This window comes from Mycolicibacterium gilvum, assembly GCF_900454025.1.
Lineage (GTDB): Bacteria > Actinomycetota > Actinomycetes > Mycobacteriales > Mycobacteriaceae > Mycobacterium > Mycobacterium gilvum.
This window is the reverse complement of record NZ_UGQM01000001.1, coordinates 2,364,813-2,390,777: the sequence shown is the minus strand read 5'-3', so window position 1 is coordinate 2,390,777 and position 25,965 is coordinate 2,364,813. Positions and strand designations below refer to the sequence as shown.

The 25,965-nt window shown below is 68.3% G+C and carries 22 protein-coding genes and 2 pseudogenes; 8 read left to right on the top strand and 16 right to left on the bottom strand.

Annotation, left to right across the window (positions count from 1 at the left end):
- Nucleotides 1–27: 27 nt before the first annotated feature.
- The 5 genes and pseudogenes from DYE23_RS11330 to DYE23_RS30840 all read right to left on the bottom strand — a co-directional run.
- Nucleotides 28–378 (bottom strand): annotated as a pseudogene (locus DYE23_RS11330) (DUF1942 domain-containing protein); the annotation flags it as partial.
- Nucleotides 379–1,112: 734 nt separating this feature from the next.
- Entirely contained in the window at nt 1,113–1,412 is a 300-nt protein-coding gene (locus DYE23_RS11325) for a DUF6262 family protein (RefSeq protein ID WP_115326493.1), read from the bottom strand.
- A complete protein-coding gene (locus DYE23_RS11320) occupies nt 1,409–3,340 on the bottom strand; it encodes a tyrosine-type recombinase/integrase (protein ID WP_235660318.1) in 1,932 nt (643 codons plus the stop codon). Before DYE23_RS11320 ends, DYE23_RS11325 begins: the two co-directional genes overlap by 4 nt.
- Complete coding sequence (locus DYE23_RS11315) at nt 3,288–4,370, bottom strand: tyrosine-type recombinase/integrase (protein ID WP_011895481.1); 1,083 nt, start codon at nt 4,368–4,370, stop codon at nt 3,288–3,290. The genes DYE23_RS11320 and DYE23_RS11315 overlap by 53 nt, the downstream gene beginning before the upstream one ends.
- 83 nt (nt 4,371–4,453) lie before the next feature.
- On the bottom strand, nt 4,454–4,789 hold the full coding sequence (locus tag DYE23_RS30840; RefSeq protein WP_172527753.1) for a DDE-type integrase/transposase/recombinase: 336 nt from the start codon (nt 4,787–4,789) through the stop codon (nt 4,454–4,456).
- Between the two features lie 290 nt (nt 4,790–5,079).
- Between DYE23_RS30840 and DYE23_RS11305 the strand changes: the two are divergent.
- Nucleotides 5,080–5,568: pseudogene (locus DYE23_RS11305) on the top strand (IS4-like element ISMfl1 family transposase); the annotation flags it as partial.
- Nucleotides 5,569–5,780: 212 nt separating this feature from the next.
- Here DYE23_RS11305 and nrdR read toward each other — a convergent pair.
- Nucleotides 5,781–6,245, bottom strand: a complete 465-nt coding sequence (gene nrdR, locus DYE23_RS11295) for a transcriptional regulator NrdR (protein WP_011894805.1) — start codon at nt 6,243–6,245, stop codon at nt 5,781–5,783.
- Nucleotides 6,246–6,408: 163 nt separating this feature from the next.
- Nucleotides 6,409–6,879, bottom strand: coding sequence for a LysM peptidoglycan-binding domain-containing protein (locus DYE23_RS11290; RefSeq protein WP_115327232.1), 471 nt, complete (start codon nt 6,877–6,879; stop codon nt 6,409–6,411).
- 179 nt (nt 6,880–7,058) lie between these two features.
- On the opposite strand from DYE23_RS11290, the gene lexA reads away from it, so the two are divergent.
- Entirely contained in the window at nt 7,059–7,757 is a 699-nt protein-coding gene (gene lexA / locus DYE23_RS11285; RefSeq protein WP_011894807.1) for a transcriptional repressor LexA, read from the top strand.
- 21 nt (nt 7,758–7,778) lie between these two features.
- Here the strand turns inward: lexA and DYE23_RS11280 are convergent, their stop codons facing one another.
- Nucleotides 7,779–9,905 carry an LGFP repeat-containing protein gene (locus tag DYE23_RS11280; RefSeq protein ID WP_115327231.1) on the bottom strand — a complete coding sequence of 709 codons (2,127 nt, stop codon included), beginning with the start codon at nt 9,903–9,905 and terminating at the stop codon, nt 7,779–7,781.
- Between the two features lie 199 nt (nt 9,906–10,104).
- Between DYE23_RS11280 and DYE23_RS11275 the strand changes: the two genes are divergently transcribed.
- A complete protein-coding gene (locus DYE23_RS11275; RefSeq protein WP_115327230.1) occupies nt 10,105–12,393 on the top strand; it encodes a molybdopterin-dependent oxidoreductase in 2,289 nt (762 codons plus the stop codon).
- Here DYE23_RS11275 and DYE23_RS11270 read toward each other — a convergent pair.
- The 6 genes from DYE23_RS11270 to DYE23_RS11245 all read right to left on the bottom strand — a co-directional run bounded on the left by DYE23_RS11270 (nt 12,366) and on the right by DYE23_RS11245 (nt 18,929).
- Entirely contained in the window at nt 12,366–13,772 is a 1,407-nt protein-coding gene (locus tag DYE23_RS11270; RefSeq protein ID WP_011894810.1) for a DEAD/DEAH box helicase, read from the bottom strand. The genes DYE23_RS11275 and DYE23_RS11270 overlap by 28 nt on opposite strands.
- Nucleotides 13,773–14,004: 232 nt before the next feature.
- Complete coding sequence (hflX, locus tag DYE23_RS11265; protein WP_218566982.1) at nt 14,005–15,417, bottom strand: GTPase HflX; 1,413 nt, start codon at nt 15,415–15,417, stop codon at nt 14,005–14,007.
- A gap of 94 nt (nt 15,418–15,511) precedes the next feature.
- A complete protein-coding gene (gene dapF / locus DYE23_RS11260) occupies nt 15,512–16,381 on the bottom strand; it encodes a diaminopimelate epimerase (RefSeq protein ID WP_115327228.1) in 870 nt (289 codons plus the stop codon).
- Nucleotides 16,382–16,397: 16 nt separating this feature from the next.
- Nucleotides 16,398–17,339 carry a tRNA (adenosine(37)-N6)-dimethylallyltransferase MiaA gene (miaA, locus tag DYE23_RS11255; protein ID WP_011894813.1) on the bottom strand — a complete coding sequence of 314 codons (942 nt, stop codon included), beginning with the start codon at nt 17,337–17,339 and terminating at the stop codon, nt 16,398–16,400.
- A 5-nt stretch (nt 17,340–17,344) separates the two neighbouring features.
- On the bottom strand, nt 17,345–18,034 hold the full coding sequence (locus tag DYE23_RS11250) for a class III extradiol ring-cleavage dioxygenase family protein (protein ID WP_172527752.1): 690 nt from the start codon (nt 18,032–18,034) through the stop codon (nt 17,345–17,347).
- Between the two features lie 13 nt (nt 18,035–18,047).
- Nucleotides 18,048–18,929, bottom strand: a complete 882-nt coding sequence (locus DYE23_RS11245; protein WP_115327227.1) for a DMT family transporter — start codon at nt 18,927–18,929, stop codon at nt 18,048–18,050.
- Between the two features lie 177 nt (nt 18,930–19,106).
- Between DYE23_RS11245 and DYE23_RS11240 the strand changes: the two genes are divergently transcribed.
- Nucleotides 19,107–20,513: a DUF349 domain-containing protein gene (locus tag DYE23_RS11240; RefSeq protein WP_115327226.1), complete on the top strand. Its 1,407-nt coding sequence runs from the start codon at nt 19,107–19,109 to the stop codon at nt 20,511–20,513.
- 9 nt (nt 20,514–20,522) lie between these two features.
- Here DYE23_RS11240 and DYE23_RS11235 read toward each other — a convergent pair whose 3' ends face one another.
- Entirely contained in the window at nt 20,523–21,110 is a 588-nt protein-coding gene (locus tag DYE23_RS11235; protein ID WP_011894817.1) for an Rv2732c family membrane protein, read from the bottom strand.
- Nucleotides 21,107–22,645, bottom strand: a complete 1,539-nt coding sequence (gene miaB, locus DYE23_RS11230; protein WP_115327225.1) for a tRNA (N6-isopentenyl adenosine(37)-C2)-methylthiotransferase MiaB — start codon at nt 22,643–22,645, stop codon at nt 21,107–21,109. The genes DYE23_RS11235 and miaB overlap by 4 nt, the downstream gene beginning before the upstream one ends.
- Before the next feature lie 137 nt (nt 22,646–22,782).
- Between miaB and DYE23_RS11225 the strand changes: the two genes are divergently transcribed.
- From DYE23_RS11225 to DYE23_RS11210, 4 genes are read left to right on the top strand one after another with little or no spacing between them, the layout of a single operon-like run.
- Nucleotides 22,783–23,511 carry an amino acid ABC transporter ATP-binding protein gene (locus tag DYE23_RS11225; protein ID WP_049777451.1) on the top strand — a complete coding sequence of 243 codons (729 nt, stop codon included), beginning with the start codon at nt 22,783–22,785 and terminating at the stop codon, nt 23,509–23,511.
- Between the two features lie 31 nt (nt 23,512–23,542).
- On the top strand, nt 23,543–24,382 hold the full coding sequence (locus DYE23_RS11220) for a glutamate ABC transporter substrate-binding protein (protein ID WP_011894820.1): 840 nt from the start codon (nt 23,543–23,545) through the stop codon (nt 24,380–24,382).
- 26 nt (nt 24,383–24,408) lie between these two features.
- Nucleotides 24,409–25,089 carry an amino acid ABC transporter permease gene (locus DYE23_RS11215; protein WP_011894821.1) on the top strand — a complete coding sequence of 227 codons (681 nt, stop codon included), beginning with the start codon at nt 24,409–24,411 and terminating at the stop codon, nt 25,087–25,089.
- Nucleotides 25,090–25,965, top strand: a complete 876-nt coding sequence (locus tag DYE23_RS11210) for an amino acid ABC transporter permease (protein WP_013472011.1) — start codon at nt 25,090–25,092, stop codon at nt 25,963–25,965.

Below are 25,965 nucleotides of genomic sequence, written 5' to 3'. Positions count from 1 at the left end.
GGACACTACCGCCCATGTGACAAGCCATTACATGGTGCCGGGGCAAGAAGGACAGTCGGCCATCATGCCGCCTGCGCAGGAAGGACAGTCGGCCATCGGCATCGGCATCGGCATCGACATCTGCATGGGCATGGGCATTTGCATCGGCATCATCATGTTGCCGCTGCAGCACCACATCATCGCCGGAGTCGACCCGCCATTGGCATAGATGACCGCCATCGGATCGGCACCCGTCACATCGAAATAAACCTTGCCGGACGAAGTCTGGCCTTGGCTGATGGGTGCGCCGGAAATGGAGCTGGGACTCGCCACCTGCCACAACACCTGATAGCGCTCACCGGACGCCGACACCGCAAAGACGTTCGGAATAATTGGTGTCGCGTTGCCGCCATCCTATCTACAAATCCAAGACATAGAGCATCCTGGGACTGGCCGAACGCATCGGACCACGGGAACCTCGACCCGCCATTGGCGGGCTGACTGTCGCGTCCCTGTTCTCCTTGCCGACTCGTCGGAGCTTTCCACCGATCCGTCGTTCACGGCCAAGGTCGTCGATGTCGTTGGACTGTGCCACAATCCGCCGGAAAAAGCCGTGGTGTTCTGGGTGGATGAGCAGCGCAGCATGATTACCCCTGCAACGGCGTCACCAGCCTGTTAGCGACCTTCGACATCGCCGGCGGCACCGTGATTGGTGAACTGCACCCCAGACACTGCGCGGTCGAGTTCAAGAAATTCATGATCAGCATCGACAAGGCGGGCCCCGCCGACCTGGACGTGCATCTAGACTGCGAGAACCTCACCACCCACAGGACCAAGTGGGCTTGACCCCGTTGGTGGACACAGGGTCAGGCGGCTATTGCCGTCTGATTGAATCGACCCTCGTAGTCGACCGGACTGATTATGCCGAGGGCCGAGCGCCGAGTGGCGTCGGCACCGATTGTACACCCTCTCGATCCAGTCGCCGACGGCCAGCTTAGCTGCCGCGCGGCTGAGCCACAGATATCGGTCGTAGAACTCGACTTCCAGTGGCCCAGAATGATTCGGCTGCAGCGTTGTCCCCGCATTGACCGGCTAATCCGGGCTCATGGACTCGCGGTGTTGGGCGGAATGGTTCATCGTCGGGGTGGTTTGGTGAGCTTGCGGATTTGTTCTTCGTGGCGTTTGACTCCTGCGGCGAGTGCTTCGACGGCGGTGCGCAGGTGTGCGACTTCGGTGGCCAGGCCGGTCAGGGTGCGGGCGTCGGTTTGTCGGGTGCGGTGTTCGTCGACGATGGCGCGGAGCTGGTGGTCGCGGTAGAGCGTCGCGCGGCTGATCTGGGCGTGTTCGGCCACGGTGGTGAAGGTGATGGGTTGGCCTGAGGTGGCGAGTTCGGCGCAGACGCGCTCGACTCGGAGCAGGGCGGGTTCATTCATGCGGATGCCGATCCGGTGATGAGTGCGTCGAGTCGGGAGACGAGGTTGTGGTGGCGCTCTGCTTCGTCGATCCATCCTCGTTTTTCTGCGTCTGCTGCCAGATCTTGGGCGTCGATGCGTTGGGCGGCGAGGACGGCCAGGTGGGTGGAGTCGGTGTGAAAGCTTGGGCAGTGTTCGCAGATGTTGGCGTAGGGGCAGGATCCTTGCGCGGGTGCGCGTAGGCAGTATCCGCCGGCGAGGCGGGATTTGATGGCCGGTGTGTCCTTCCATCCGGTGCCGGTGATGTCGGTGATGGGCAGCCCGACTGCGGTTTTCGGCAGCGCTCCGATATGGCTCTTCGCCAGATCCAGGGCGCGTTCGTATTCGGTGCGTACGGTGTGGTCGAAGAGGTGGGCGTAGCGCAGGCTCATCTGGGTGGAGACGTGGCCGAGTAATGCCATGAGTGCTTGCAGGGAGACTCCGGCGTTGATCAGCGCGGTGGCGTAGGTGTGTCGCAGTTGGTGCGGTGTGATGTGTCCCAGGCTGGCGGCCTGTGCTGCCCGGTTCAATTCTTCACGTACTGCGTTCTGGGAGAGTCGTTTTCCGTGGTGGGTGAACAGGAAGTCGGCTGGGGCTCCGGTGCGGGGGTGGATCATCGGTCGGCCCGATGAGCGGGTTGTGGTGATCCGGTCCACGAGGGTGAGGACCTCGTCGTCGACGGGGATCATGCGTTCGGAGTTGAGCTTGCCGAGGGGAACTTTGAGCCAGGATCCTTGGCCGGGGATCTCGTGGATGCAGTCGAGTTCGAGGTCGAGCAGTTCACCGATGCGCAGTCCGCATGCTCGCTGCACCAGCAGTGCGTCAGCGGCCAGTCGGTAGGGTGATTTTGCCAGTGCGGCAGTGAGTTTGCGGTCGGAGTCGACGGGCAGGTATCGGGGCAGGCAGCGGGGTGGCCGTGGCAGGTCGGTGCGGAAGATCAGGCGCCGCGGTGGCGCGTCGTCCCATCCCCATTCGGTGATCTCGGCTAGGAAGTTTCCCACCGCGTGGATGCGTCTGATCCGGTCTGCGACGGTGATCGGCTCACCGGTGACGCTGTTGGTGGCTGTGGTCAGCGAGGTGATGAACGGTTCGATGTGCCTGCGGCGGTCCAGTTGGTTCAGGGAGGTCAAGCTGGGGTCGGCGGCGGCGAGGTACCGGCCGAAATGGGCCAATCGGGTGGCCAGGGAACTGACCGTTTTGGGCACGCAGGTGGCGTATTTGCGGTTCAGGTAGGCCACGAACGCCGGTCGCAGCGCGACAGGAACGTCGACCATCCGCTGCTCGAGGGTCAACGCAGTGACCGCCGGCCGTGCCTGTGTATCAAGAATGCCGAGGTGGAACAGAATCTGGCGGGCACTGTGGGTGGTGCTGCGATAGTGCTTGGCGCCGCGTCCGGTACGTTCTTGGCGAACATGGCAGGCGTGCAGCAACTCCTGCAGGTCGCTTTCCCGCAGGCCGGTCAAGGGGCGGCCGGTCTGGATCAGCAGCCGGGCGATGATCTGCGAGCCGATGGCCGAGGCGACCCGTTCGGTGAAACCCAGTTCCAGTGCTGCGCTGATGAACTGATCGAGGTCGGGTTGCAGGCAACTGTCGGTCAGCTCATGCCACAGACTCGACAGCTTGCGGTGAACGAGGTAGTCGTAGCCCGGTTGCAACCGTCGGCTGACCATCAAGAAGGTGACGAATGGGCGTGTCGAGCAGTTCGCCGCCAGCTGCTCATCGAGTGGGATGTCGGCCCATGACTGGACTCGGGGCCAGCGCCGCAGGAACGATCGGGCGGCCTGGGCGTAGGCGGTGTTGCCGCGGTCCCGGCGTTGTAGGTGCACCAGGTAGGCGGCGTAGATCTGCGCCGGTGTTTCAGGTGTGGGAGCGTAATCGTGTTCGGGCAGCATCGTATTCCGCCTTGACATGGGTGGGTGCCAGATGGATGTAGCGGGCTGTGGTGTCGATGTGGGCGTGTCCGAGCAGTGCCTGCATCACCGCTAGATCCACACCGGCCTCGGCCATCGCGGTGCCGAAGGTATGACGTAACGCATGCGGGTGACCGGCGAGCACTCCGGACTTGATCCGGTGATACCGGAAGATGGTGCGCAGTCCGGCCGCGGTCAACGGCTGACCCCGGTGGGGGCCTTTGGCGACCAGGAAAAGGCGGTTGCTGTCCGATTCGGGTCGCTCGACGAGAAGATACGTTTGGATCAGCCCTGCGACCTCCACATCGAGGGGCACGCGGCGTTCCTTGGCGCCTTTGCCCATCACCTTCACCCAGCGGGCTCCGATATCGACGTCAGTCACGTCGAGGGTGAGCAGTTCCCCGGATCTCAACCCGGACAACAACATCAGCCCGGCCAGCGCTCGGTCACGCCAGGTTCGCAGGCTCGATAACAGCTCGGCGGTCTCGCGGCGATTCAAAGCCCGCGGAAGCCGCCGCGGTTCACGCAGGCGCAGCGCCGATCGGCGTTTCGGCCTCACCAGATGTCCGAGCAGGCCGTTGCGTTCCTCGGCGCTGACCCGCCGCGCTTCGCGGCCGCTGGGGATTGGGGTACGCAGTCCGGGGTCACGCAGCTCCCGGAAGGTGAACAGCCCCGTCAACGCGGCAAGCCGGTGATTGATGGTGGTCGACGAGTAACGGTCGAGACGCGTGCCGGTCATCGACACCACGTTGGTGGGGCGTCCCGCGATCGGAGTCTGCCTGCAGTGCCGCATGAAGTCGAGCACGGTCTCGGTGGTCACTGAACTCAACTCGACGTCGACGCTGCCGAGCCACCGGCAGAATGCCAACAGGTCATAGCCGTAGGCCCGCAGCGTGCGAGGAGAGTAATTCCGGTCGGCCAGATACCTGAGGTATTCGTTGACCAACGCATACTTCCCGCAACCCGGACCGGACAACACCCAGGCGACATCGGTGCCTGCTTGCAGACGCAGCTGATGCTGAATCGTCATGAGACAAGTGCAACCCCGCCGGCCCCCACCGGTCAAGCATTTTCCTTGCTGGCGTGTCGTTTACATGCCAGTACCGTCCCCGATTAGCCGGTCAACAGGCACACGCCGGTGCGCCCGACAGATCGGGCGAGGTTGTGTTGATCGGCGAACCGGGCCAGCTGGGCCGAGGTGTACTGACAGCCGCGGTCGGCGTGAAAGACGACCTCGTCGGCCGGTTCGCCGCGCATCGCGACCGCCATCGACAGCGCAGACTCGACGAGGTCGGTGCCCATGTGATTATCAAGGGCCCAGCCGATCACCCGCCGTGAGCACCCGTCACGGACCGAACACACGTACAGCCAGCCCTCACCGGTGCGCAGATAGGTGATGTCGGAGGTCCACACCCGGTCCAGCTCGCCGGTGTCGAACCGGCCCCCCACAGGTCCTTCGGTAACGGCGCATCCAGGTCGACCACCGTGGTCGCCGGGCGAATCGGCGAGGGCAGATCCCGGCCAGGCCTTGGCGACGCAGCGAGGCCGCCACCGTCTTGCGCGACACCGTCTCACCTCGTCGCGCAGATCGGCCAGAATCCGCGGCGCCCCGTACACGCCGCCGGAGGCCTCGTGGAACGCGCCAACCTTGGCGTCCAACTCGGCCCGACGCGCGGGGCCGGCGTGGGCCCGACATCGCGGCCAGCCCGCCACTTGTAGAACCCCGACCGTGACACCTCCGCGTGAGCACCGGACGCAACGGCCCGACCCCCACTCACGTCGAGGATCTCGCCGACGGTTCGTGGCTGGCCCACCTGCGCGCGGCCAAGGACCGACACGGCGAGCCAATGCTGGCTCGCGTCATCGACTACACCGTCGACGACGGCCGCGACAACCCCGTGGCCTACCGGTTGCTCACCACGCTGACCGACCCGGACACCGCACCCGCGGTCGAGTTGGCGGCCGCGTACGCCCAGCGCTGGGAGATCGAGAGCGTCTTCGACGAACTCAAGACCCACCAGCGTGGGTCGAAGGTGGTGCTGCGGTCGAAGTCGCCCGACCTCGTCCTGCAGGAGATCTGGGGATACCTGTGCTGCCACTACGCGATTCGCTCGTTGATGAGCCAAGCCGCACACCACAGCGGACACGACCCGGACCGACTCAGCTTCACCGCCGCGTTGCGCGTCGTGCGCCAATCCGTCGCCCATCAGGGCGCTTTTTCCCCCTAACCGGCGCCGATCCGCCGACCCTCACTGGCAGGCGTTCCTCCGTCGCCTCCTCGACCGCATCAACCCGGCACGCCGCACACGGTCAGCTCCCCGCGTGATCAAACGCAAAATGCCCAAGTGGCATGTCAAAAGATCAGCGCACCAACACTGGCCACAACCCGAACACCCACCCAGCGTCACCGTCATCAGCCACTAACTGAACGGTATTGGCCCTAACTCCGCGCGGATACCTCGCGGTGGGCGCGCAGCGCCTCGATCTCACGCTCGAAGTCCTCCGCCGAGGAGAACGAGCGGTACACCGACGCGAACCGCAGATAGGCCACCTCGTCGAGATCACGTAGCGGTCCGAGAATCGCCAGCCCCACCTCGTTCGCGGGGACCTCCGGAGAACCGGTGGCCCGCACCGCGTCCTCGACCTGCTGCGCCAGCTTGTTGAGCGCGTCGTCGTCGACCTGACGGCCCTGACATGCACGGCGTACGCCCCGGATGACCTTCTCACGGCTGAAAGGCTCGGTCACCCCGCTGCGTTTGACGACCGCGAGCACGGCCGTCTCGACGGTCGTGAACCTTCGGCCGCATTCCGGGCAGGATCTGCGGCGGCGGATCGCCTGGCCCTCGTCGGTCTCGCGGGAATCGACCACTCGTGAATCGGGGTGACGGCAGAACGGACAGTGCATCACCGCTCCTTCACCACTCCGACAGATGATCGCTTCGAACGCCTTTGAGCGTACCTGTGCGACTCTCGGCCGGCCCACCGCCGGACCTGATGGCACATACCGCATCGGTCGCATCCTCAGAGTGCTTGAGTGGCAACTGGTTTGCTGATTCCTGGGTCTGCGGTCAGGCCACCGGCGCGATCAACGTCTGACCGGCGTCGACCGCCGCCGAATCGAGCTCGTTCAACTCCTGGATCCGGGCCACGACCTCGGTGACCGGGGCGTCGGGGGCGACGCGCCGCGCGACGTGCTGCAGCGACTCGCCACTCTGCACCTGGACCACCGCGAGCCGCCCCGGCATCTGCGTCTCGGCTCCCGACACCCCACCGACCTGGGCGACCAGACCGAGCCACAGCGTGATCGCCCCGGCCACCAGTGCCAGCCCGACCGTGGCCATCGGGGTGATCGGGCGTCGGCGATGCGATGCCCGCGAGACGAGAACTCCGGTCCCGCGGTACCCGATCGCCGCCCCGGCCGGGCGCTGCGGCCGCGGCCGCCGCGACGGCGCGACCGCCCGCACCCGGCCATTCCCAACCCGCAGCCGAGGGGCGCGCTCGAACTCGTTCCACGTCTGGCGGTCGTCGAGAATGGTCATCTGTCTGCCTTTCGTCCGGGGTTCGGATTCGCTCTTGTGTTCGAACAGTACTCGATCAGGTGTTCGATGAATAGAACATGTGATCGAACTGTTGCGAACGCTATCGGAGGCCACCGACAAGACGACACGCCTCGAACACATGTTTGATTATCGCGCCGGAGCGGGTTACATTCGGGCACATGAGCGACGACAGCAGTGACAGCACCGACGCCCCCGGCACCTCACGGTCGCGAGATTCTGGCCTGACCGAACGTCAGCGCACCATCCTGGACGTCATCCGGGCCTCGGTGACCACCCGCGGTTACCCCCCGAGCATCAGGGAGATCGGCGACGCGGTCGGGTTGACCTCGACGTCCTCGGTCGCCCATCAGCTGCGCACCCTGGAGCGCAAGGGCTATCTGCGCCGCGACGCCAACCGCCCGCGCGCGGTGGACGTCCGCGCGGCCGACGACCACCCGACCCCCATCGTGGCCACCGAGGTGGCCGGGTCGGACGCCCTGCCCGAGCCGACGTTCGTGCCGGTTCTCGGCCGCATCGCCGCCGGCGGTCCGATTCTCGCGGAAGAGGCCGTCGAGGACGTGTTCCCGCTGCCGCGCGAACTGGTCGGCGAGGGATCGCTGTTCCTGCTCAAGGTGGTCGGCGAGTCGATGGTCGACGCGGCCATCTGCGATGGCGACTGGGTGGTCGTCCGTCAGCAGAGCGTGGCCGACAACGGTGACATCGTCGCAGCGATGATCGACGGGGAAGCCACCGTGAAGACCTTCAAGCGGACCAAGGGACAGGTCTGGCTGATGCCCCACAACCCCGCGTTCGACCCGATCCCGGGCAACGACGCAGCCATTCTCGGCAAGGTCGTCACCGTCATCCGGAAGATCTGAGCGACGGCCGCTCAGCGGTCGCTACTCCCCTCGAACGAATCCGTTCGTCCGCGCGATCTCCTCGCTGGCGAACCAGAGTTCGACGGGCGCCTCGTGATAGTCCGCGCTGTCGGGCGTCCAGTACAGACCCGACTTCGTATCGGCCTTGACCGGATAGCCGTCGGGAATCTGGTCGGAATCCTCGAGCGGCATGTGCAGCGCGGTGCCCAGAGGCATCGGCTCATCGATGTCGATGCGGGCGTGCCTGCCCGTGTCGGTCAGTCCGTCCCGAACCGGGATCGGCACCGGAGGCACCAGGGGTTCACGGTCGGCAGCCAGATCGGCGTCCTCGTCGACGACCGCCAGATCGTCGAACTCATCCTCGGACTCGTCGAACTCGTCGTCGGCTTCGTCGAACTCATCCTCGGATTCGTCGAACTCGTCCTCGGATGCGGCAGTCTCGACGTCGACGAACGGCGAATCGCCGGCCACCTCCGACGGTGTCGGGATGCGGGTCGGAGTCGTATCGACCGCGTCGGGGTCGATCTGCGGTTCCTCGTCACCGGCGTCGGCCCCGCCTTCGGGCTGGACGGGCACGCCCCAGAAGCTCAGCGGTTGCGGTGCGAACTCCTCGTCCTGAGGTGCCTCCGGGTTCGCAGACGCCACCGAACCCAGACCCTCACGGGCATACCGGTCACCGAAGAGGGCGTCCTCGCGGCCGTCGTCGCCGTGTGGGCCGTCGTGACCGTCGGTCTCGGGATCCTGCGGGTCGTGCCCGACGGCACCCGGTGCGGTGAACATGTCGTCCTCACCGGGGCGGGCCCGGTGCCGCATGACCGCGAACGCGACCAGGCCGGCCAGCAACAGCAGAGGAACGACGGCGAGCAGCCACCACTTGTTCCACTTGCGACCGGTGTCCTCGTTGTTCTCCGCCGCCTGCGATGTCGGCGGGGTCGCCTGCGGGGCGTCGGCACCGGGCACCACCACGTCGGTCAGCTGCGAGGCGAGACCGGCGGGCTCGGTGCTGAACGTCCTCGCCGAGGTGTCCCACGAGATCACGCCACCGCTGAAGCGCTGCGACAGAGTGTTTCCGCTCTCGGTCTGATCAGCGACAGGGGCGCCGAGTTCGCCGGTGGCGCCGCCGAGCTTGTCCCAGGCCGCGACGATGGGGCCCCTGACGATGAAGGCGCCGTGGTCCGGCGTCCAGAAGATCACCGGCTTGTCCTCGGCGGCGAACGCGCTCTTTCGGCTCGCCGGGGTGAGCCCGCCGTCCTCTTCCCCGCTGATCGGGAATCCGAGATCACCCTCGGGGCCACCGACGCTCTTGTACTTCTCCAGCACCTGCCCGGTCACCACATTGGCGCCCGTGTCCGGGCTGTAGTAGATCGCGCCGTTGGCGAAGTCCTGGCCCTTGCCGTCGGCGCCGATGTCGTAGACCTCACCCTCGACGGCCCCGAGCGGGCCCAGCGGTCCGCCGGCGGCCCGGCGTGCCGCGTTGATCGCCGCGACGGGGTCGTCGGGGATCGACAGGTCTGCGAGCTGTCCCGCCAGCTCGGGCGGCACGGTGGTGAACGTCTTGGTGCGCGCGTCGTAGGTCAGCTCCCCCCCGGTGAACTTCTGCGACACGACCGACCCGTTGTACGTCTCGTCCTCCGCCGGCACGCCGAGCACCCCCGACGAACCGCCCAGCTTGTCCCAGGCCGCATTGATCGGTCCGCGCACGATGCGCGCCCCGGTCGCCGGGGTCCAGAAGATCACCGGGTTGTCGGGCGCACTGAAGGTGCTGTTGCGGCTCTCCGGCGCACGACCGGGGCCTTCGTCGATGGTCGGGAAGCCCAGATCGCCGTCGGCGGGCCCACCCGAGGCCTGGTACTTCTCCAGGATCGCACCCTGCATGAAGTGGGCGCCGGTGTCCGGCGTGAAGAACATCGTGCCCGCGGCGAAGTTCTGGGCGAAGCCCTCACCGACCGGATAGACCTCTCCCGTGCGGGGTCCCAGCGGGCCGGTGTCGCCACCGCTGGCATCCCAGGCGGCGGTGATGGCGTTGTTCGCGTCGACCTCGGGCTGCGCCATGGCGGGTGGAGCCAGCAGGAGCACCGTGGCTACCCCCAACAACCCGATCGTCAAGCGACCGACCCCACGTAGGCGCAGCATCGGCTGCCGGATCATTCGTCCTCCCCGCGGTCGGTGACAGGTTCCTGGCGTCCTTGTGCAAGTTTTCTTGCAAAAGGCTGAGAAAAGTTACCGCGTCCGTTCACTGTGCTTCAGTCGACGTCGATAACCAAGTCACCTCGCCGAATTGATTTCAAAAGAACGGCGGCTTTTTCACCCGTCCTTTCGCCGCAACGGCGTCCGTAGACTCTCGTGCGTGGCGCGCACCCGGACCAGCCTCACGCACTGGGGTGCGTTCAGCGCCACCGTCGAATCGGGCGACATCGCCTCGGTGCGGCCATGGTCCGGCGACGCCGATCCCTCCCCTGCACTGGGCAACCTCCCGGGTTCCGTCCGGCACCGCTCCCGTGTCACCGCACCCGCCGTGCGGCGCGGCTGGCTGGAGAACGGACCCGGGCCCGACACCCTCCGGGGCGCCGACGAATTCGTCGCGGTCACATGGGATGACCTGGTGGAACTACTGGGCGGCGAACTGCGCAGGGTCATCGACACCGACGGCAACGAGGCGATCTACGGAGGCTCCTACGGCTGGTCCAGCGCCGGCCGGTTCCACCACGCCCAGAGCCAGGTCCACAGATTCCTGAACTGTCTTGGCGGCTACACCTATTCGCGCCACTCCTACAGCCTCGGCGCGACGGGCGTGATCATGCCCCGCGTGGTCGGCACCCACGATGATCTGTTCACGCGGTCCACCCAGTGGCAGGTGATCGTCGAAAACACCGACACGATGGTGTGTTTCGGTGGTCTGGCGCTGAAGAACACCGCGGTCAACGACGGCGGCACGACCGCGCATCCGGCGCGCGACGCCTTGAATCGCCTGCGCGCCCGCGGCGGTCGCATCGTGTCGTTCTCACCGCTGCGCGACGACGTCGACGGCCCGTGCGACTGGCATGCCCCGGTGCCGGGCACCGATGTCGCGATCATGCTGGCGCTGGCGCATGTGCTGGCCACCGAATCGCTGGCCGACCGCGAGTTTCTCGCCAGCCACTGCACCGGCTACGACCGGTTCGAGCGTTACCTTCTCGGCGCCGACGACGGGATACCGAAATCACCGCAGTGGGCCTCGTCGCTGTGCGGATTGTCCGCCGACGATCTGACCGCATTGGCGCGGCGGATGGCCGCCGGACGCACGCTGGTGACGGTGAGCTGGTCACTGCAGCGGACCCGCCACGGCGAGCAGGCGCCGTGGATGGGGCTCACCCTGGCGGCCATGCTGGGCCAGATCGGCCTCCCCGGCGGCGGCTTCGGCCACGGCTACGGCTCGATGAACGAGGCCGGCCTCGCACCGATCCGGTGCGGACTGCCGCGACTTCCGCAGGGCGTCAATCCGGTGACGACGTTCATCCCGGTCGCGGCCGTCAGCGACATGCTGCTCCACCCCGGCGAACCGTTCGACTACAACGGCCTGCGACTGACCTACCCCGACATCCGGTTGGTCTACTGGGCCGGCGGCAACCCGTTCCACCACCATCAGAATCTGCCGCGGCTGCGGCGGGCCCTGTCGCGCCCGGACACCGTCGTGGTGCACGATCCCTACTGGACCGCGATGGCCAAGCACGCCGACATCGTGGTGCCGTCCACCACGTTCGCCGAACGCGACGATCTTTCCGGCTCACGCAACGATCCGATGCTGATGGCGATGCCCCGGCTGACCGAGACGTATGCGCAGGCACGCGACGACTACGACACCTATGCGGCGCTGGCCGGACACCTGGGGGTGCGACAGGCTTTCACCGAGGGCCGGAGCTCACGCCAGTGGTTGCGCCACATCTACGAGACATGGTCGCGCACCTTGGATTTCGACGTCCCGGCGTTCGACGGGTTCTGGGCCGCCGGGGCGCTGCGGCTGCCCACCGACGACGGGCTGACACTGCTGGCCGACTTCCGCGCCGATCCGTCGGCGCACCCTCTCGCCACACCGAGCGGCCGGATCGAGATCTTCTCCGCCGACATCGACTCGTTCGGCTACGACGACTGCCGGGGCCACCCGGCGTGGTTCGAACCCACCGAATGGCTCGGGGGTCCGCGCGCCGCGGACTATCCGCTCCACCTGGTGGCGAATCAGCCCGCCGGCAGGCTGCACGGCCAACTCGACGCGGGCGCCGCCAGCCAGGCCACGAAAGTCGCCGGGCGCGAACGGATCCGGATGCATCCTGCGGATGCCCGCGCACGGGACCTGTCCGGCGGCGACGTGGTCAGGGTGTTCAACGATCGGGGCGCGTGCCTGGCCGGCGTGGTGCTCGACGACCGGGTGCGCCCGCAGGTGGTGCAGTTGTCGACCGGGGCGTGGTTCGATCCTGCCGATCCCGCCGATCCGAATTCGATGTGCGTACACGGCAATCCGAATGTGCTGACCGACGACGTCGGAACGTCGAAGCTGGCCCACGGCTGCACCGGTGCGCACGTGCTCGTGCAGATCGAAAAGTACGCGGGCACACCGCCTCCGGTGCGCGCGCATCAGCCTCCGGTGTTCACACCGCGCTGAGACTGACCTGCCGGACGCTGCCCACGGCGCCGCGGACCACGCGAGGTGGACGACGACCCGCCGCCCTGCCCGTCACGCCCGCGGCCACCACCGCCACCGCGACGCTGGTGCTCGCCACCTGACCTACCGTGGCCGCCGGACCCGCCGTTGCGGGAACCGCGTCCGTGATCCGGCTTCTTGGCAGCGGGTTGCGCGACGGGAGCGGGGGCACGCAGCGGGGCGATCTCGCCGACGAGCGCCTGCACCTCGGAGGACTTCGCGTGCACGTCGCGGGGACGCACGGTGATGCCCGCCTTGCGCAACAGCTGCTGGGTGTCCCTGCGCTGCTCGGGCAGCACGACGGTCACGACGTCGCCGTCACTGCCGGCACGCGCGGTGCGCCCCGACCGGTGCAGGTAGGCCTTGTGTTCCATCGGCGGGTCGACGTGGACGACCAGCTCGACGTCGTCGACGTGCACGCCACGGGCGGCGATGTCCGTGGCGACCAGCACCCGGGCCTCACCACTGGAGAATGCGGCGAGGTTGCGCTCGCGGGCGGGCTGGGACAGGTTGCCGTGCAGGTCCACCGAGGGCACACCGGATTCGGTGAGCTGCTTGGCGAGCTTGCGGGCCTGATGCTTGGTGCGCATGAACAAAATCCGCCGTCCGGTGCCCGAGGCGAGCTGGTGCACCAGATCCTTCTTCTCCTGCACGCCGCCGACGTGGAACACGTGGTGGGTCATCTGCGCGGGCGCCTCGGCGGCCTCGTTGACCGAGTGCAGCACCGGGTTGTCGAGGAAGCGCTGGACGAGCTTGTCGACGCCGTTGTCCAGCGTCGCCGAGAACAGCAGGCGCTGCCCACCGCGGGGCGTCGCCGCCAGGATGCGGGTGACCCCGGGCAGGAAGCCCAGATCGGCCATGTGGTCGGCCTCGTCGAGCACGGTGACCGTGACGTTGTCGAGGCTGATCACCTTCTGCTGCATCAGATCTTCGAGACGACCGGGGCAGGCGACGACGATGTCGATCCCGCCGCGCAGTGCGGAGACCTGCCGGCCCTGCGAGACGCCGCCGTAGATGGTGGTGACCCGCAGTCCGGCGGCGGTGGCCATCGGCTCCAGGGCCGCGGTGATCTGCGTGGCCAGCTCCCGGGTCGGCGCCAGCACCAGACCCGACGGACGCGACGCCTGGCGTCGGATACCGGTCAGCGCCGCCACCAGCGGGATGGAGAAGGCGAGAGTCTTTCCGCTGCCGGTCTTTCCGCGACCCAGCACGTCACGCCCGGCGAGCGAGTCGGGCAGGGTGGCGGCCTGGATCGGGAACGGTTCGGCGATGCCGCGCTCGGCCAGCGCCTTCACCAGCGGTGCGGGCACGCCGAGATCGGCGAAAGTAGGTGCAGTCATTACGGATTTCCTGTCGTTTGGGCCTTGTCGGGCAGCGTGTGCCCGGCAGCCGCGACGGATGACCGTTGAGCGGGAGTGTGCACACAGTGGGTGGCGGTGTCGCCACGCAAGAGCAGATGGAAGTCGGCTGTCAGTGTCGACGATGTCCGAAGCGGTGACCAACTCTGGTCTCCGCAGCCGACGTCGGATCCGACTGTACCGGACCGGCGTCCCGGAACCGCATTCGGCCAGGTCAGAACGAGGCGAATTCGGACAGAGCGGCCGCGAGGGCGATCGGCACCCGGGCTTTGAGGCGCGTGCCCGCTTCGATGTGCTCGACCGCGTCGACGCGGCCCTCCGCGTGAACCCGGTTGACGAGATCGCCTCTGCTGTACGGAATCGTGACGTCGACCACAGTGTCGCGGGGCGCGATCATCTCGGCCAGCCGCGCCTGGAGGCGATCGAGACCTTCACCGGTGCGCGCGGATACGAAGACCGCCCCGGGCAGCGCCTGCCGTAGCTGCGCCAGCACCAGGCCGTCGGCGGCGTCGATCTTGTTGACCACCAACAACTCCGGTGGTGCGGTCGCATCCGTCTCGGCGACGACTTCGTTGACGACCGTGCGCACCGCGTTGATCTGGGCCAGCGGATTGGCGTCGGAACCGTCGACCACGTGCAGGAGCAGTTCGGCGTCGACGACCTCTTCGAGTGTCGACCGGAACGCCTCGACCAGCTGGGTCGGCAGATGACGGACGAATCCGACCGTGTCGGTCAGAACGAATTCCCGTCCGTCGCTGAGTTCGCCACGGCGCGTGGTGGGTTCGAGTGTGGCGAACAACGCGTTCTCGACCAGCACACCGGCGCCGGTGAGCGCGTTGAGCAAGCTGGACTTGCCGGCGTTGGTGTATCCGACGATCGCGACCGAGGGCACGTCATTGGCCAGCCGCCGGCTGCGCTGGCTGTCACGCACCTGCTTCATGTCGCGAATCTCGCGGCGCAGCTTCGACATCCGCTCGCGGATGCGACGACGGTCGGTTTCGATCTTCGTCTCACCGGGTCCGCGGGTGCCGACTCCGCCGCCGGCGCCGCCGGCGCGGCCACCGGCCTGACGGGACATGGACTCGCCCCAGCCGCGCAGCCTGGGCAGCATGTACTCCATCTGCGCCAGCGAGACCTGCGCCTTGCCTTCGCGGCTGGTGGCGTGTTGGGCGAAGATGTCGAGGATCAGCGCGGTCCGGTCGATCACCTTGACCTTGACCACTTTTTCCAGCGCGTTGAGCTGCGCCGGGCTGAGCTCGCCGTCGCAGATGACGGTGTCCGCGCCGGTCGCCACCACGATGTCACGCAGTTCGAGGGCCTTGCCCGAACCGATGTAGGTCGAGGGGTCGGGCTTGTCGCGGCGCTGGATCAGACCTTCGAGCACCTCGGAACCGGCGGTCTCGGCGAGGGCCGCGAGCTCGGCCAGGCTGGCGTCGGCGTCGGCGGCACTACCGTCGGTCCACACGCCGACGAGCACGACACGTTCGAGGCGAAGTTTGCGGTATTCGACTTCGGAGATATCGGCGAGTTCGGTGGACAGTCCGGCGACGCGGCGCAGCGCGGTGCGGTCCTCCAGTGCGAGTTCACCGACGCTGGGTGTCTCGTGGGGAAATTCGGGATACGTCATAGGCGAATCAAGATTCGCACGAATGTCACTTCTCATGCACCTCGTTTAACGCGCCGGCAGCGCCGGCGATTCCTCGGCGTCGCTCGGAGTGCGGTCAATGCTGGGCCGCCCACCACTGTTCGGCGAGCTCACCGTGCGCGAGCAGCACCGAGGGCCCGCGCAGATAACTGTCAGTGTCGGTGACGGTGACGCAGACCTCGCCGCCGGGGATGCGGACCCGCAGCGTGCCCGTGTGAGCGCCCTCGTGGTCGAGGGCCGCGACCGCGGCCGCGACGGTGCCGGTGCCGCAGGAGCGGGTCTCCCCCACGCCGCGTTCGTGGACCCGCATCGCCACCGCGCCGTCGCGCGGCGCCGTCAGGATCTCGACGTTGACGCCGTGCGGGAACTGCGTGGAGTCGAACGCCACGGGAGACGCGACGTCGAGGGAGGCCAGGCCGGCGTCGGTCAGCTCCTCGTCGACGCAGGCCAGGTGCGGGTTGCCGACGTCCACCGCCAGCCCGGAGAACCTCCGTCCGCCGACGGTGGCGGTTCCCGTCCCGCACCGGACGGCCTTGCCCATCTCGACGGTGACGTCGGCGGTGGTGTCGTCGGCCTCGTGCAGCACGACCGGCCGGGGGCCGGCCAGCGAGCCGACGACGAACTCGCTGCGGTGTTCCAATCCGCCGGCGCGCAGGTAGTGCGCGAACACCCGCACACCGTTGCCGCACATCTCGGCGATCGAGCCGTCGGCGTTGCGGTAGTCCATGAACCAGTCGTCCTCGGCGACGCCCTCGGGGAGCCGGTCGAACACGCCGGCGGCCAGCGCGGCGCCCGCGGTGGTGACCCGCAGCAGTCCGTCGGCGCCCAGCCCGCGTCGGCGGTCGCACAGCGCCGTCACCGCGCGGGCGGTGAGCGAATACTGCGCGTTCAGGTCGGGCAGCAGCACGAAGTCGTTCTGCGTCCCGTGCCCTTTGGCGAACTTCACCAGGTCAGGATATCCGTCAATCCGCCGGTCGCGGCGCTCCTGCCCGCCGTTGCCTCCAGAGGCGCAGCACCGCGTCGACGTTCCCCGGCGCCGCACCGTCGAGCCAGGTGATGCGGTGGTCGCGCCGGAACCAGGACCGCTGTCTGCGCACGTAGCGCCGGGTGCCGACGAACGTCGGTTCGCGCGCCGCCTCGCCGTCACCGCCGGCGTCGAGATCGGCGAGTACCTGCGCGTATCCCAGCGCGCGTGCCGCGGTGACGCCGTCGCGCAGGCCCCGGCCTATCAGCCCACGGACCTCCTCGACGAGTCCACGCTCGAACATCGTGTCGGTGCGCCGCCGCAAGCGTTCGTCGAGAACCGTTGTCTCCCAGTCCAGCCCGACGATGGCGGTGTTCCATCTCGGTGCGCCGATGGTGGGTGCCGACGCGGCGAACGGCCGGCCGGTCAGCTCGACGACCTCCAGCGCGCGCACGATGCGCCGTCCGTCGGTGGGCAGGATCGAGGCCGCGGCGGCGGCGTCGACGGCGGCGAGCTCACGATGCAGTGCCGCGACGCCGACCTCGGCGAGACGCGTCTCCCACCGGGCCCGCACCTGCGGGTCGGTGGCGGGAAACGACCACTCGTCGAGCAGGGACTGCACATAGAGCATCGAGCCACCCACGATCACCGGCAGCGCACCACGCGCCGCGATCGCGTCGACGTCGGCGGCCGCTGCCTGCTGGTAGCGCGCGACCGTCGCGGTCTCGGTGACCTCCAGGACGTCGAGTTGGTGGTGGGGCACCCCGCGGCGCTCGTCGACGGTGAGTTTCGCGGTGCCGATGTCCATGCCCCGGTAGAGCTGCATCGCGTCGGCGTTGACCACCTCGACCGCGATCTCGCCGCTCAGCGCCTCGGCGATCCCCAATGCGAGATCCGACTTGCCGGTCCCGGTGGGTCCGACCACGGCCAGCGGGCGCACCGCGGTCACGGCGTCCAGACGCCGGCGTAATAGCCGACGCCGTACGGGGCTCCCCGGTAGAGCTCCGCGGCGGTTCGCGGTCCGGTGCCCGCGAGGCCGGCCAGCACCTGGTAGCCCACCCGCCCGAGGACCCCGGAGGGTAGTCGCGTCAGCGCCGCACAGTCGCCGGCCGCCAGCGCGTCGTCGAGGGCGGACTGCACCGCCGGCGAGTCCTCGTCGTAGCCGCCCGGCGCCGCCGGGGTCAGCGTGTTGGCGCCGTCGGCGACGATGACGACGCCGATGTCAGCGGCGTCGGCGTCGATCTGCTCGCGCAGACGCGCACCGAATCCCAGAGCCACGGGGCCCGCGTGCTCGGCGCGGTAGGCGCGCGTCTCCACCCTTGCGTCCGGGCGGGCCTGACCGCGCAGCCACCCGCAGATCAGCGCGCACAGCGGCAGTGCCGTCGGCGCGGATGTCGTGGCCTCCGGTGACAGCGCGACGCGGATGTCGACGCCGTAGCCGCCGAACGTGCCGGCGCGGTCCGGACCGTAGACGCCGTCCTGCTCTGCCACGCCGATCGCGATCCAGCGCGCCGGCAATCCCCGCACGGCCTCGAGTGCGGCGGCGCGCAGGTCCGCGGTCTCGGCGGCCGCGCCGGAGGCCAGTTCGGGGACCATCACCGGCGCCGACGGGACGATCGCGAGGGCGCTCAGCACGGGAACCAATCAATCACACGGTCGCCGGTTCCAGGTCGGTCGCCTCCCCGCGCGCCAGCGCCGCGGTGGCGACCACCACGGTCACCGCGGCGGCGATCAGCAGGACCCAGCCGGTCTCGCCGGGTCGCATGGTCTCGCCGAGCACCACGACGCCCAGCGCGCAGCCCACCAGCGGTTCGGTGACGGTCATCGTCGGCAGGGACGCGGTCAGCGAGCCCGCGCGGAACGCGGCCTGCTGGGTGGACGTGCCGAGGATCCCGACCACCGCCCACGCGTACAGCTCCGGCGTCGAGAGCAGCTCGACGACACCCGCGAGGCTCGTGACGTCGAGGCGGTGCACCACCGTCTTGGTCAGCACGGCGAACACCCCCCACAGCGCACCCGAGACGACGCCCGTCAGCACCGCGCTCATCGCCCCCGACGACATGCGCGCCCCGACCAGGCACAGCACCAGGACGGGGCCGAGCACCGCGGCGACCTCGATCCACGTCTGCAGCGAGGCCCGGGTGGCGCCCTCGGTGGGGTTGCCGACCGTGACGATGACCGCGACCGCACCGGCCAGCAGCACCGCCCATATCCACTCCCAGCGGGTGACGCGACGGTGCGACAGGCGTGCGCTCAGCGGCAACGCGAACAGCAGAGACGAGACCAGCAGCGCCTGCACGAGCAGCACCGACCCCAGACCCAGCGCGGCGGCCTGACAGGCGAACCCCATCGCCGCGACACCGCTGCCGAGCCACCACCGGCCGTCCCGGAGCAGCTTCAGGAAGAGCTCGAGGTGGCCGACGGGTTCGTCGGTGATCTCGTGGGCCGAGCGCTGATGGATTACGTCGCCGACCGCCATGAACAACGCCGCGGCCAGAGCCAGCACCACGGCGATGTCCGCTTCACCCATCGGCTGCCTCCTGTGTCTGCGGCGTGACGCTTGTGCAGGCAGCCTAAGCATCAGCGATGGCGAAGGCGTGGGCGCAGCGCCGTCCGACCTGTTTCAATAGCTGTGGACAGCAGCTATCGGCGCCGCGCTGCGCGGCACGTGCGTGGGTGACCACGCGGAGGGCATGAGGTGACGGATATGACGATCACAGAGTCGGGCGGATCGCAGGACGCCGGCCAGCAGACCGCGGAAGCGGACAACACCGCCCCCGCCCCCGAGGCTCCACCGTCTCCGCGACCGAAGCCCTCCGCCGCCAGACCGAAACCCGGCCCCGCGCCGCGCCCGGTCCCGCGGCCGTCCACCCCCGCCGCGGCGCCCGTCGTCAACACGGTGCCCTCCAGTGATCCGCACCGGTTCGGACGCGTCGACCCTGACGGCACCGTGTGGCTGATCACCGCCTCCGGGGAGCGCACCATCGGGTCGTGGCAGGCCGGTGACGCCGAAGCCGCGTACGCCCACTTCGGGCGGCGATTCGACGATCTGCAGACCGAGGTCGTCCTGCTGGAGACCCGACTGGCCTCCGGCGCCGGCGACGCGCGCAAGATCAAGTCGGCCGCCTCGACGCTGGCCGACACGCTGCCCGAGGCCCATGTGCTCGGCGACGTCGACGCGCTCGCCGCGCGGCTCGCCGCGATCGTCGAGCAGGCTGAGGGCGCCACCCAGCAGGAGAAGGCCCGGCGCGAGGAACTGCGGGCGGCGAACACGGCCCGCAAGGAGGCCCTGGCCGCCGAGGCCGAGGACCTGGCCGCCAACGCCACCCAGTGGAAGGCCGCCGGCGACCGCATGCGCGCGATCCTCGACGAGTGGAAGACGATCACCGGGCTCGACCGCAAGGTCGACGACGCGCTGTGGAAGCGCTATTCGGCCGCGCGTGAGACCTTCAACCGGCGCCGCGGTTCCCACTTCGCCGAACTCGACCGCGAGCGCGCCGGTGCCAAGCAGGCCAAGGAAGCGTTGTGTGAGCGCGCCGAGGCGCTGTGCGACTCCACCGACTGGGGCCCCACCTCGGGTCTGTTCCGGGATCTGCTCACCGAGTGGAAGAACGCCGGGCGCGCCTCCAAGGACGTCGACGACGCGCTGTGGCAGCGCTTCAAGGCCGCGCAGGACAGGTTCTTCGCGGCCCGCAATGCGGCCACCGCCGAGCGTGACGCGGAATTCCGCGCCAACGCCGAAGCCAAGGAGGCGCTGCTGGCCGAGGCCGAGCGCATCGACGCCTCCGACGTCGACGCGGCCCGCGCGGCGCTGCGCGCGATCGGCGACAAGTGGGATGCGATCGGCAAGGTGCCCCGCGAACGCACGGCGGACCTGGAGCGCCGGATGCGCGCGGTCGAGAAGAAGATCCGGGATGCCCCCACCGGCGGGGTCGACCCTGAGGCCCAGGCCCGGGCCGACCAGTTCCGCGAGCGGGCCGAGCAGTTCGAGCGGCAGGCCGAGAAGGCGGCGGCGGCGGGCAAGACCAAGGACGCCGAGAAGGCCCGCGCGAACGCCGAGCAGTGGCGTCAGTGGGCCGACGCCGCCGCGGACTCGCTGAGCCGGAAACGCTGACCGCGCACGCTATTTCGGCGGACCGTCACCGTCATCGTCGGTGATGAAGGTCTCCAGCAGACCCTTGTTCTGACCTTCGGCGTCGGCGCGCCGGCGATCTTCCTCGGCCGCCAGTTGCAGGGCCGACCGGGTGGCCACCACGCGCGCCCAGTGGTAGCTCAGCACGATGGCGGTCAGCCACGCGATGATGAGCCCGAACCCCGGCCCCGGATACGGTTCCGGCGCCGTCTGACGCGTCCACAGCGCCAGCACCCCCAGGAACGACGCCACCGTCGAACCGGCCAGCGCGATCCACGCCAGTGCCCACCGGCGGGTCAGCAGCGCGACCATCGAGAACCCCGCGCCGAACACCACCAGCAGGATCGCGAACACCCGGTGCGGAAGGATCACGCCGTTGTCGACGGCCGCCTGCGATCCGGTCAGGACGTCGAGTCCCCGGGCGGTGCCGGTGTGCGGCAGCAGCAGGGTCACCAGCAGCACGAACACCAGGATCGCGATGACCAGCGCCCGCGGCCCGGGGTCGATCTCGCGCGCGACCCGCTTCTCGGCGGCGTCGATGTCGCGCTTGAAGTCGTCGAAACCGGGATCGGGGCTCACAGCGCACACCCCTGCGTGACGGGGGCGGGCTCGGGGGCTCCGATCCCCGGCATGCCGAGCCCCACCCCGGTCTTCGGTGTGCGGCCCTGCGCATGCGCGTCACCGGCGCGGGTGCGCCGATGCTCTGCCGGGCCGGCGTCGGCGATCAGGTGGTGCGGCGCGGCGCCGGTCACGGTGGTCACGACGATGTCGCCGGGCCTGATGTCCGCGCCGAGCGCGCCGGGAGCGAAGTGCACCAACCGTCCGTCGCGGGCGCGGCCCGACATCCTGGCGGTGGCGGCGTCCTTGCGTCCCTCACCGGTGGCGACGAGCAGTTCGACCTCGCGGCCGATCTGGGCGCGGTTCTCCTCCCAGGAGATCCGCTCCTGCAGCTCGATCAGACGCTGATAACGCTCGGAGACAACGGCTTTGGGGATCTGGCCCTCCAGTTCGGCGGCCGGCGTGCCGGGTCGTTTGGAGTACTGGAACGTGAACGCGCTGGAGAACCGGGCCGCCTCGACGACGTCGAGGGTCGCCTGGAAATCCTCCTCCGTCTCGCCGGGGAAGCCGACGATGAGGTCGGTGGTGATCGCCGCGTGCGGAATCGCGGTCCGGACACGGTCGATGATGCCGAGGTAGCGGTCGGCGCGGTAGGAGCGGCGCATCGCGCGCAGGATGCGGTCCGAGCCCGACTGCAGCGGCATGTGCAGCGTCGGGCACACGTTGGACGTCTGGGCCATCGCCTCGATGACGTCGTCGGTGAACTCGGCGGGATGCGGCGAGGTGAACCGCACCCGCTCCAGGCCGTCGATCCGTCCGCAGGCGCGCAGCAGTTTCGCGAACGCGCCGCGGTCGCGGGCCTCGGTGGGGTCGGCGAAGGACACCCCATAGGCGTTGACGTTCTGGCCCAGCAGCGTGATTTCCAGCACGCCCTGATCGACGAGGGCCTGCACCTCGGCGAGGATGTCGCCCGGCCGCCGGTCGACCTCTTTACCGCGCAGCGCCGGGACGATGCAGAACGTGCAGGTGTTGTTGCATCCGACGGAGATCGAAACCCAAGCGGCATACGCGGATTCGCGGCTGGCGGGTAGCGCCGACGGGAATTCCCGCAAGGATTCGGCTATTTCGACCTGGGCGACGCGGTTGTGCCGGGCCCGGTCGAGCAGAGTGGGCAGCGAGCCGATGTTGTGGGTGCCGAAGACCACATCGACCCAGGGCGCCTTGCGCAGCACCGCGTCGCGGTCCTTCTGTGCCAGACACCCGCCGACGGCGATCTGCATCTGCGGGTCGGCCTGTTTGCGCGGCGCGAGGTGGCTCAGATTGCCGTAGAGCTTGTTGTCCGCGTTCTCGCGCACCGCGCAGGTGTTGAACACCACGATGTCGGCGTCCACCCCGGCACCCGCTCGCTGGTAGCCGGCCTGTTCGAGCAGGCCCGAGAGCCGCTCCGAATCGTGGACGTTCATCTGGCAGCCGTAGGTGCGGACCTCGAAGGTCCGCGGGGCCGGTGTGTCGCACGACGAACGATCGGGCGAAACCCCGTCCGCCTGCTGAAGCACCGAAGAAGTCACCGTGCCATCCTACGGAGGAGGTGGGGTCGCCCCGAAATCGTGATCACGCAGTTCCGGGCGCCGACGGCGTCTGCTGGGTAAGGTCATCACGCATGGAGAGCCCCACGGAGTCCCCTGCCGTGCCGATGATCTCTATGAAATCGGTCAACAAGCACTTCGGTCCTCTTCACGTGCTCAAGGACATCGACCTGGAGGTCGGCAGAGGTCAGGTCGTGGTCGTGCTCGGCCCCTCGGGCTCCGGTAAGTCCACGTTGTGCCGCACCATCAACCGGCTGGAGACGATCGATTCGGGCACCATCGCCATCGACGGTGTCGAGCTACCCGCCGAGGGCCGCAAGCTCGCGCAGCTGCGCTCCGATGTGGGCATGGTGTTCCAGTCGTTCAACCTGTTCGCGCACAAGACAATTCTGGAGAACGTGACGCTGGCGCCGATGAAGGTGCGCAAATTCTCCAAGGACGAGTCGCGCGAGAAGGCGATGGCACTGCTCGAACGGGTGGGGGTGGCCAATCAGGCCGACAAGTACCCCGCCCAGCTCTCGGGCGGCCAGCAGCAGCGCGTCGCGATCGCCCGCTCCCTGGCGATGAACCCGAAGGTGATGCTGTTCGACGAGCCGACCAGCGCCCTGGATCCGGAGATGATCAACGAGGTACTCGCCGTCATGACGGGACTGGCGGGCGACGGTATGACGATGCTCGTGGTCACCCACGAGATGGGTTTCGCGCGACGAGCCGCCAACCGCGTCGTGTTCATGTCCGACGGCGCCGTCGTCGAGGACGCCGAACCCATCCAGTTCTTCGACAACCCCCAGACAGACCGCGCCAAAGATTTTCTCGGCAAGATCCTGCACCACTGAACCCCACCGCAGTCCCGGCGAAAGGAAACCCATGTTCCCGAAGTCCACGTCCACGCGCATCGCAGGTGCGCTCGCGCTCGCTGCGGCTCTACCGTTCGCGATGACGGCGTGCGGCGGCGGGGGTGACTCCGGAGGCGGCGGAGGCGCCGGCGGCGACACCATCGTGATCGGCACCAAGTTCGACCAGCCCGGCCTGGGGCAGAAGAACCCCGACGGCACGATGAGCGGCTTCGACGTCGATGTCGCGACCTACGTCGCCGGGGAACTCGGCTACGCCCCGGACAAGATCGAGTGGAAGGAGTCCCCGTCGGCGCAGCGCGAGACCCTGATCCAGAACGGTCAGGTCACCTTCATCGCGGCGACGTACTCGATCACCGACTCCCGCAAGGAGAAGGTCGCGTTCGCCGGGCCGTACCTGATCACCGGTCAGAGCCTGCTGGTGCGCAACGACAACAACGACATCACCGGCGCCGCGTCGCTGGAGAACAACAAGATCCTGTGCTCGGTGTCCGGATCCACGCCGGCGCAGAAGATCAAAGACGAGTACCAGGGTGTGCAGCTGCAGCAGTACGACACCTACTCCGCCTGCATCGACGCGCTGAAGAACGGTGCGGTCGACGCGGTCACCACCGACGAGGTCATTCTCGCCGGCTACGCCGCGCAGAGCCCCGGCACCTTCAAGATCGTCGGCGAACCGTTCTCCGAGGAGCGCTACGGCATCGGCCTGAAGAAGGACGACGCCGAGCTGCGGACGAAGATCAACGATGCGCTCAAGAAGATGGAGGACAGCGGCGCGTGGAAGGAAGCGTTCGACAAGAACCTCGGCCCCGCCGGGATCACCGCGCCGGCGCCTCCGCCGCTCGACAACTGATCAACAGGTAGCCACCGGAGCCACACGTGGAGGTTTTCACCGAGTATCGCGAGGAGATATTCGCCGCGTTCTGGACGACGGTCCAGCTCACGGTCCTCTCGGCGATCGGTGCGCTGGTGCTCGGCACGGTGCTGGCCGCGATGCGGCTGGCACCGGTGCCGATGCTCAACTGGATCGGCACCGCGTACGTCAATCTGGTGCGCAACACCCCGTTGACGCTGATCATCCTGTTCTGCTCGTTCGGACTGGCGCAGACCCTGGGATTGACGTTGGCCGACAGGCAGTCGCCGACGTTCATCGCCGACAGCGGCTTCCGGCTGGCAGTGCTCGGATTGACCGTCTACACCGCGTCGTTCGTCTGTGAGACGGTGCGCGCGGGGGTGAACACGATCCCGCTGGGGCAGGCCGAAGCGGCGCGCTCGCTGGGCTTGACGTTCGGCCAGAACCTGCGGATCGTGTTGCTGCCGCAGGCCTTTCGCGCGGTCGTCATTCCGCTGGGCTCGGTGCTGATCGCGCTGACGAAGAACACGACGATCGCGTCGGCGATCGGCGTGGCCGAGGCGGCGCTGCTGATGAAGGAGATGATCGAGAACACCGCGGCAGTGCTGGTGGTGGGCGGGATCTTCGCACTCGGCTTCGTGATCCTCACCCTGCCGCTGGGGCTGGTGTTCGGATGGTTGGGCAAGCGATTGGCGGTGGCGCGGTAGGTGGCCGGCTCTGTTCTCTTCGACGCCCCCGGGCCGCGCGCACGGGTCCGCAACCGGGTGATCACGGCGGTCACCGTCGTCGCGGTCCTCGCCGTCGCGTGGGTCGTCTACTCCCGGCTGGACGAGCGGGGTCAGCTCACCGCCGAGAAGTGGGAGCCGTTCCTGACCGGGGATCTGTGGCGCACCTACGTGCTGCCCGGCATCGAGGGCACGCTGACCGCCGCGGCGGTCTCGATCGTGCTCGCGTTGATCCTGGGATTCGTGCTCGGGGTGGGCAGGTTGTCGACGCACACCCCGATCCGCTGGGTGTCGTCGGTGCTGGTCGAGTTCTTCCGCGCGGTCCCGGTGCTGATCATGATGATCTTCGCGTACTTTCTGTACGCGTTCTACGACGTCTTCCCGTCCAAGTACCTGGCACTGGCCGGCGTCATCACGGGCCTGACGCTCTACAACGGTGCGGTGATCGCCGAGATCGTCCGCGCCGGGGTGCACGCACTGCCCCGCGGTCAGGCCGAGGCGTCATCGGCACTGGGCCTGACCTGGGGGCAGACGATGCGCTCGATCCTGCTCCCCCAGGCCGTCACGTCGATGCTCCCGGTGCTGATCTCACAGTTGGTGGTGGTGCTGAAGGACACCGCGCTCGGCTACCAGATCACGTTCGTCGAGATGGTGCGTCAGGGCACGGTGATCGGGTCGGCTTACGGGAACTACATTCCCGCGCTGATCGTGATCGCGGCCCTGATGATCGCGTTGAACTTCTCACTGTCGTGGTTCGCGACCTGGCTGGAGAAACGGATGCGTCGGTCGCGCAAGGGGCCGGCACCGATGGAGGCCGAGCCGCTCGAACTGCAGGGCGACCGCAGCCGCGGCGTCTGA

Coding starts and splice junctions, on each gene's coding strand:
- DYE23_RS11325 (WP_115326493.1), bottom strand. CDS start 1,412: ATGAATGAACCCGCCCTGCTCCGAGTCGAGCGCGTCTGCGCCGAACTC.
- DYE23_RS11245 (WP_115327227.1), bottom strand. CDS start 18,929: ATGGGTGAAGCGGACATCGCCGTGGTGCTGGCTCTGGCCGCGGCGTTG.
- nrdR (WP_011894805.1), bottom strand. CDS start 6,245: ATGCACTGTCCGTTCTGCCGTCACCCCGATTCACGAGTGGTCGATTCC.
- DYE23_RS11270 (WP_011894810.1), bottom strand. CDS start 13,772: ATGACTGCACCTACTTTCGCCGATCTCGGCGTGCCCGCACCGCTGGTG.
- DYE23_RS11320 (WP_235660318.1), bottom strand. CDS start 3,340: ATGTCAAGGCGGAATACGATGCTGCCCGAACACGATTACGCTCCCACA.
- DYE23_RS11225 (WP_049777451.1), top strand. CDS start 22,783: ATGATCTCTATGAAATCGGTCAACAAGCACTTCGGTCCTCTTCACGTG.
- DYE23_RS11240 (WP_115327226.1), top strand. CDS start 19,107: ATGACGATCACAGAGTCGGGCGGATCGCAGGACGCCGGCCAGCAGACC.
- DYE23_RS11315 (WP_011895481.1), bottom strand. CDS start 4,370: ATGACGATTCAGCATCAGCTGCGTCTGCAAGCAGGCACCGATGTCGCC.
- DYE23_RS11290 (WP_115327232.1), bottom strand. CDS start 6,879: ATGACCATTCTCGACGACCGCCAGACGTGGAACGAGTTCGAGCGCGCC.
- DYE23_RS11280 (WP_115327231.1), bottom strand. CDS start 9,905: ATGATCCGGCAGCCGATGCTGCGCCTACGTGGGGTCGGTCGCTTGACG.
- DYE23_RS11220 (WP_011894820.1), top strand. CDS start 23,543: ATGTTCCCGAAGTCCACGTCCACGCGCATCGCAGGTGCGCTCGCGCTC.
- hflX (WP_218566982.1), bottom strand. CDS start 15,417: ATGACGTATCCCGAATTTCCCCACGAGACACCCAGCGTCGGTGAACTC.
- lexA (WP_011894807.1), top strand. CDS start 7,059: ATGAGCGACGACAGCAGTGACAGCACCGACGCCCCCGGCACCTCACGG.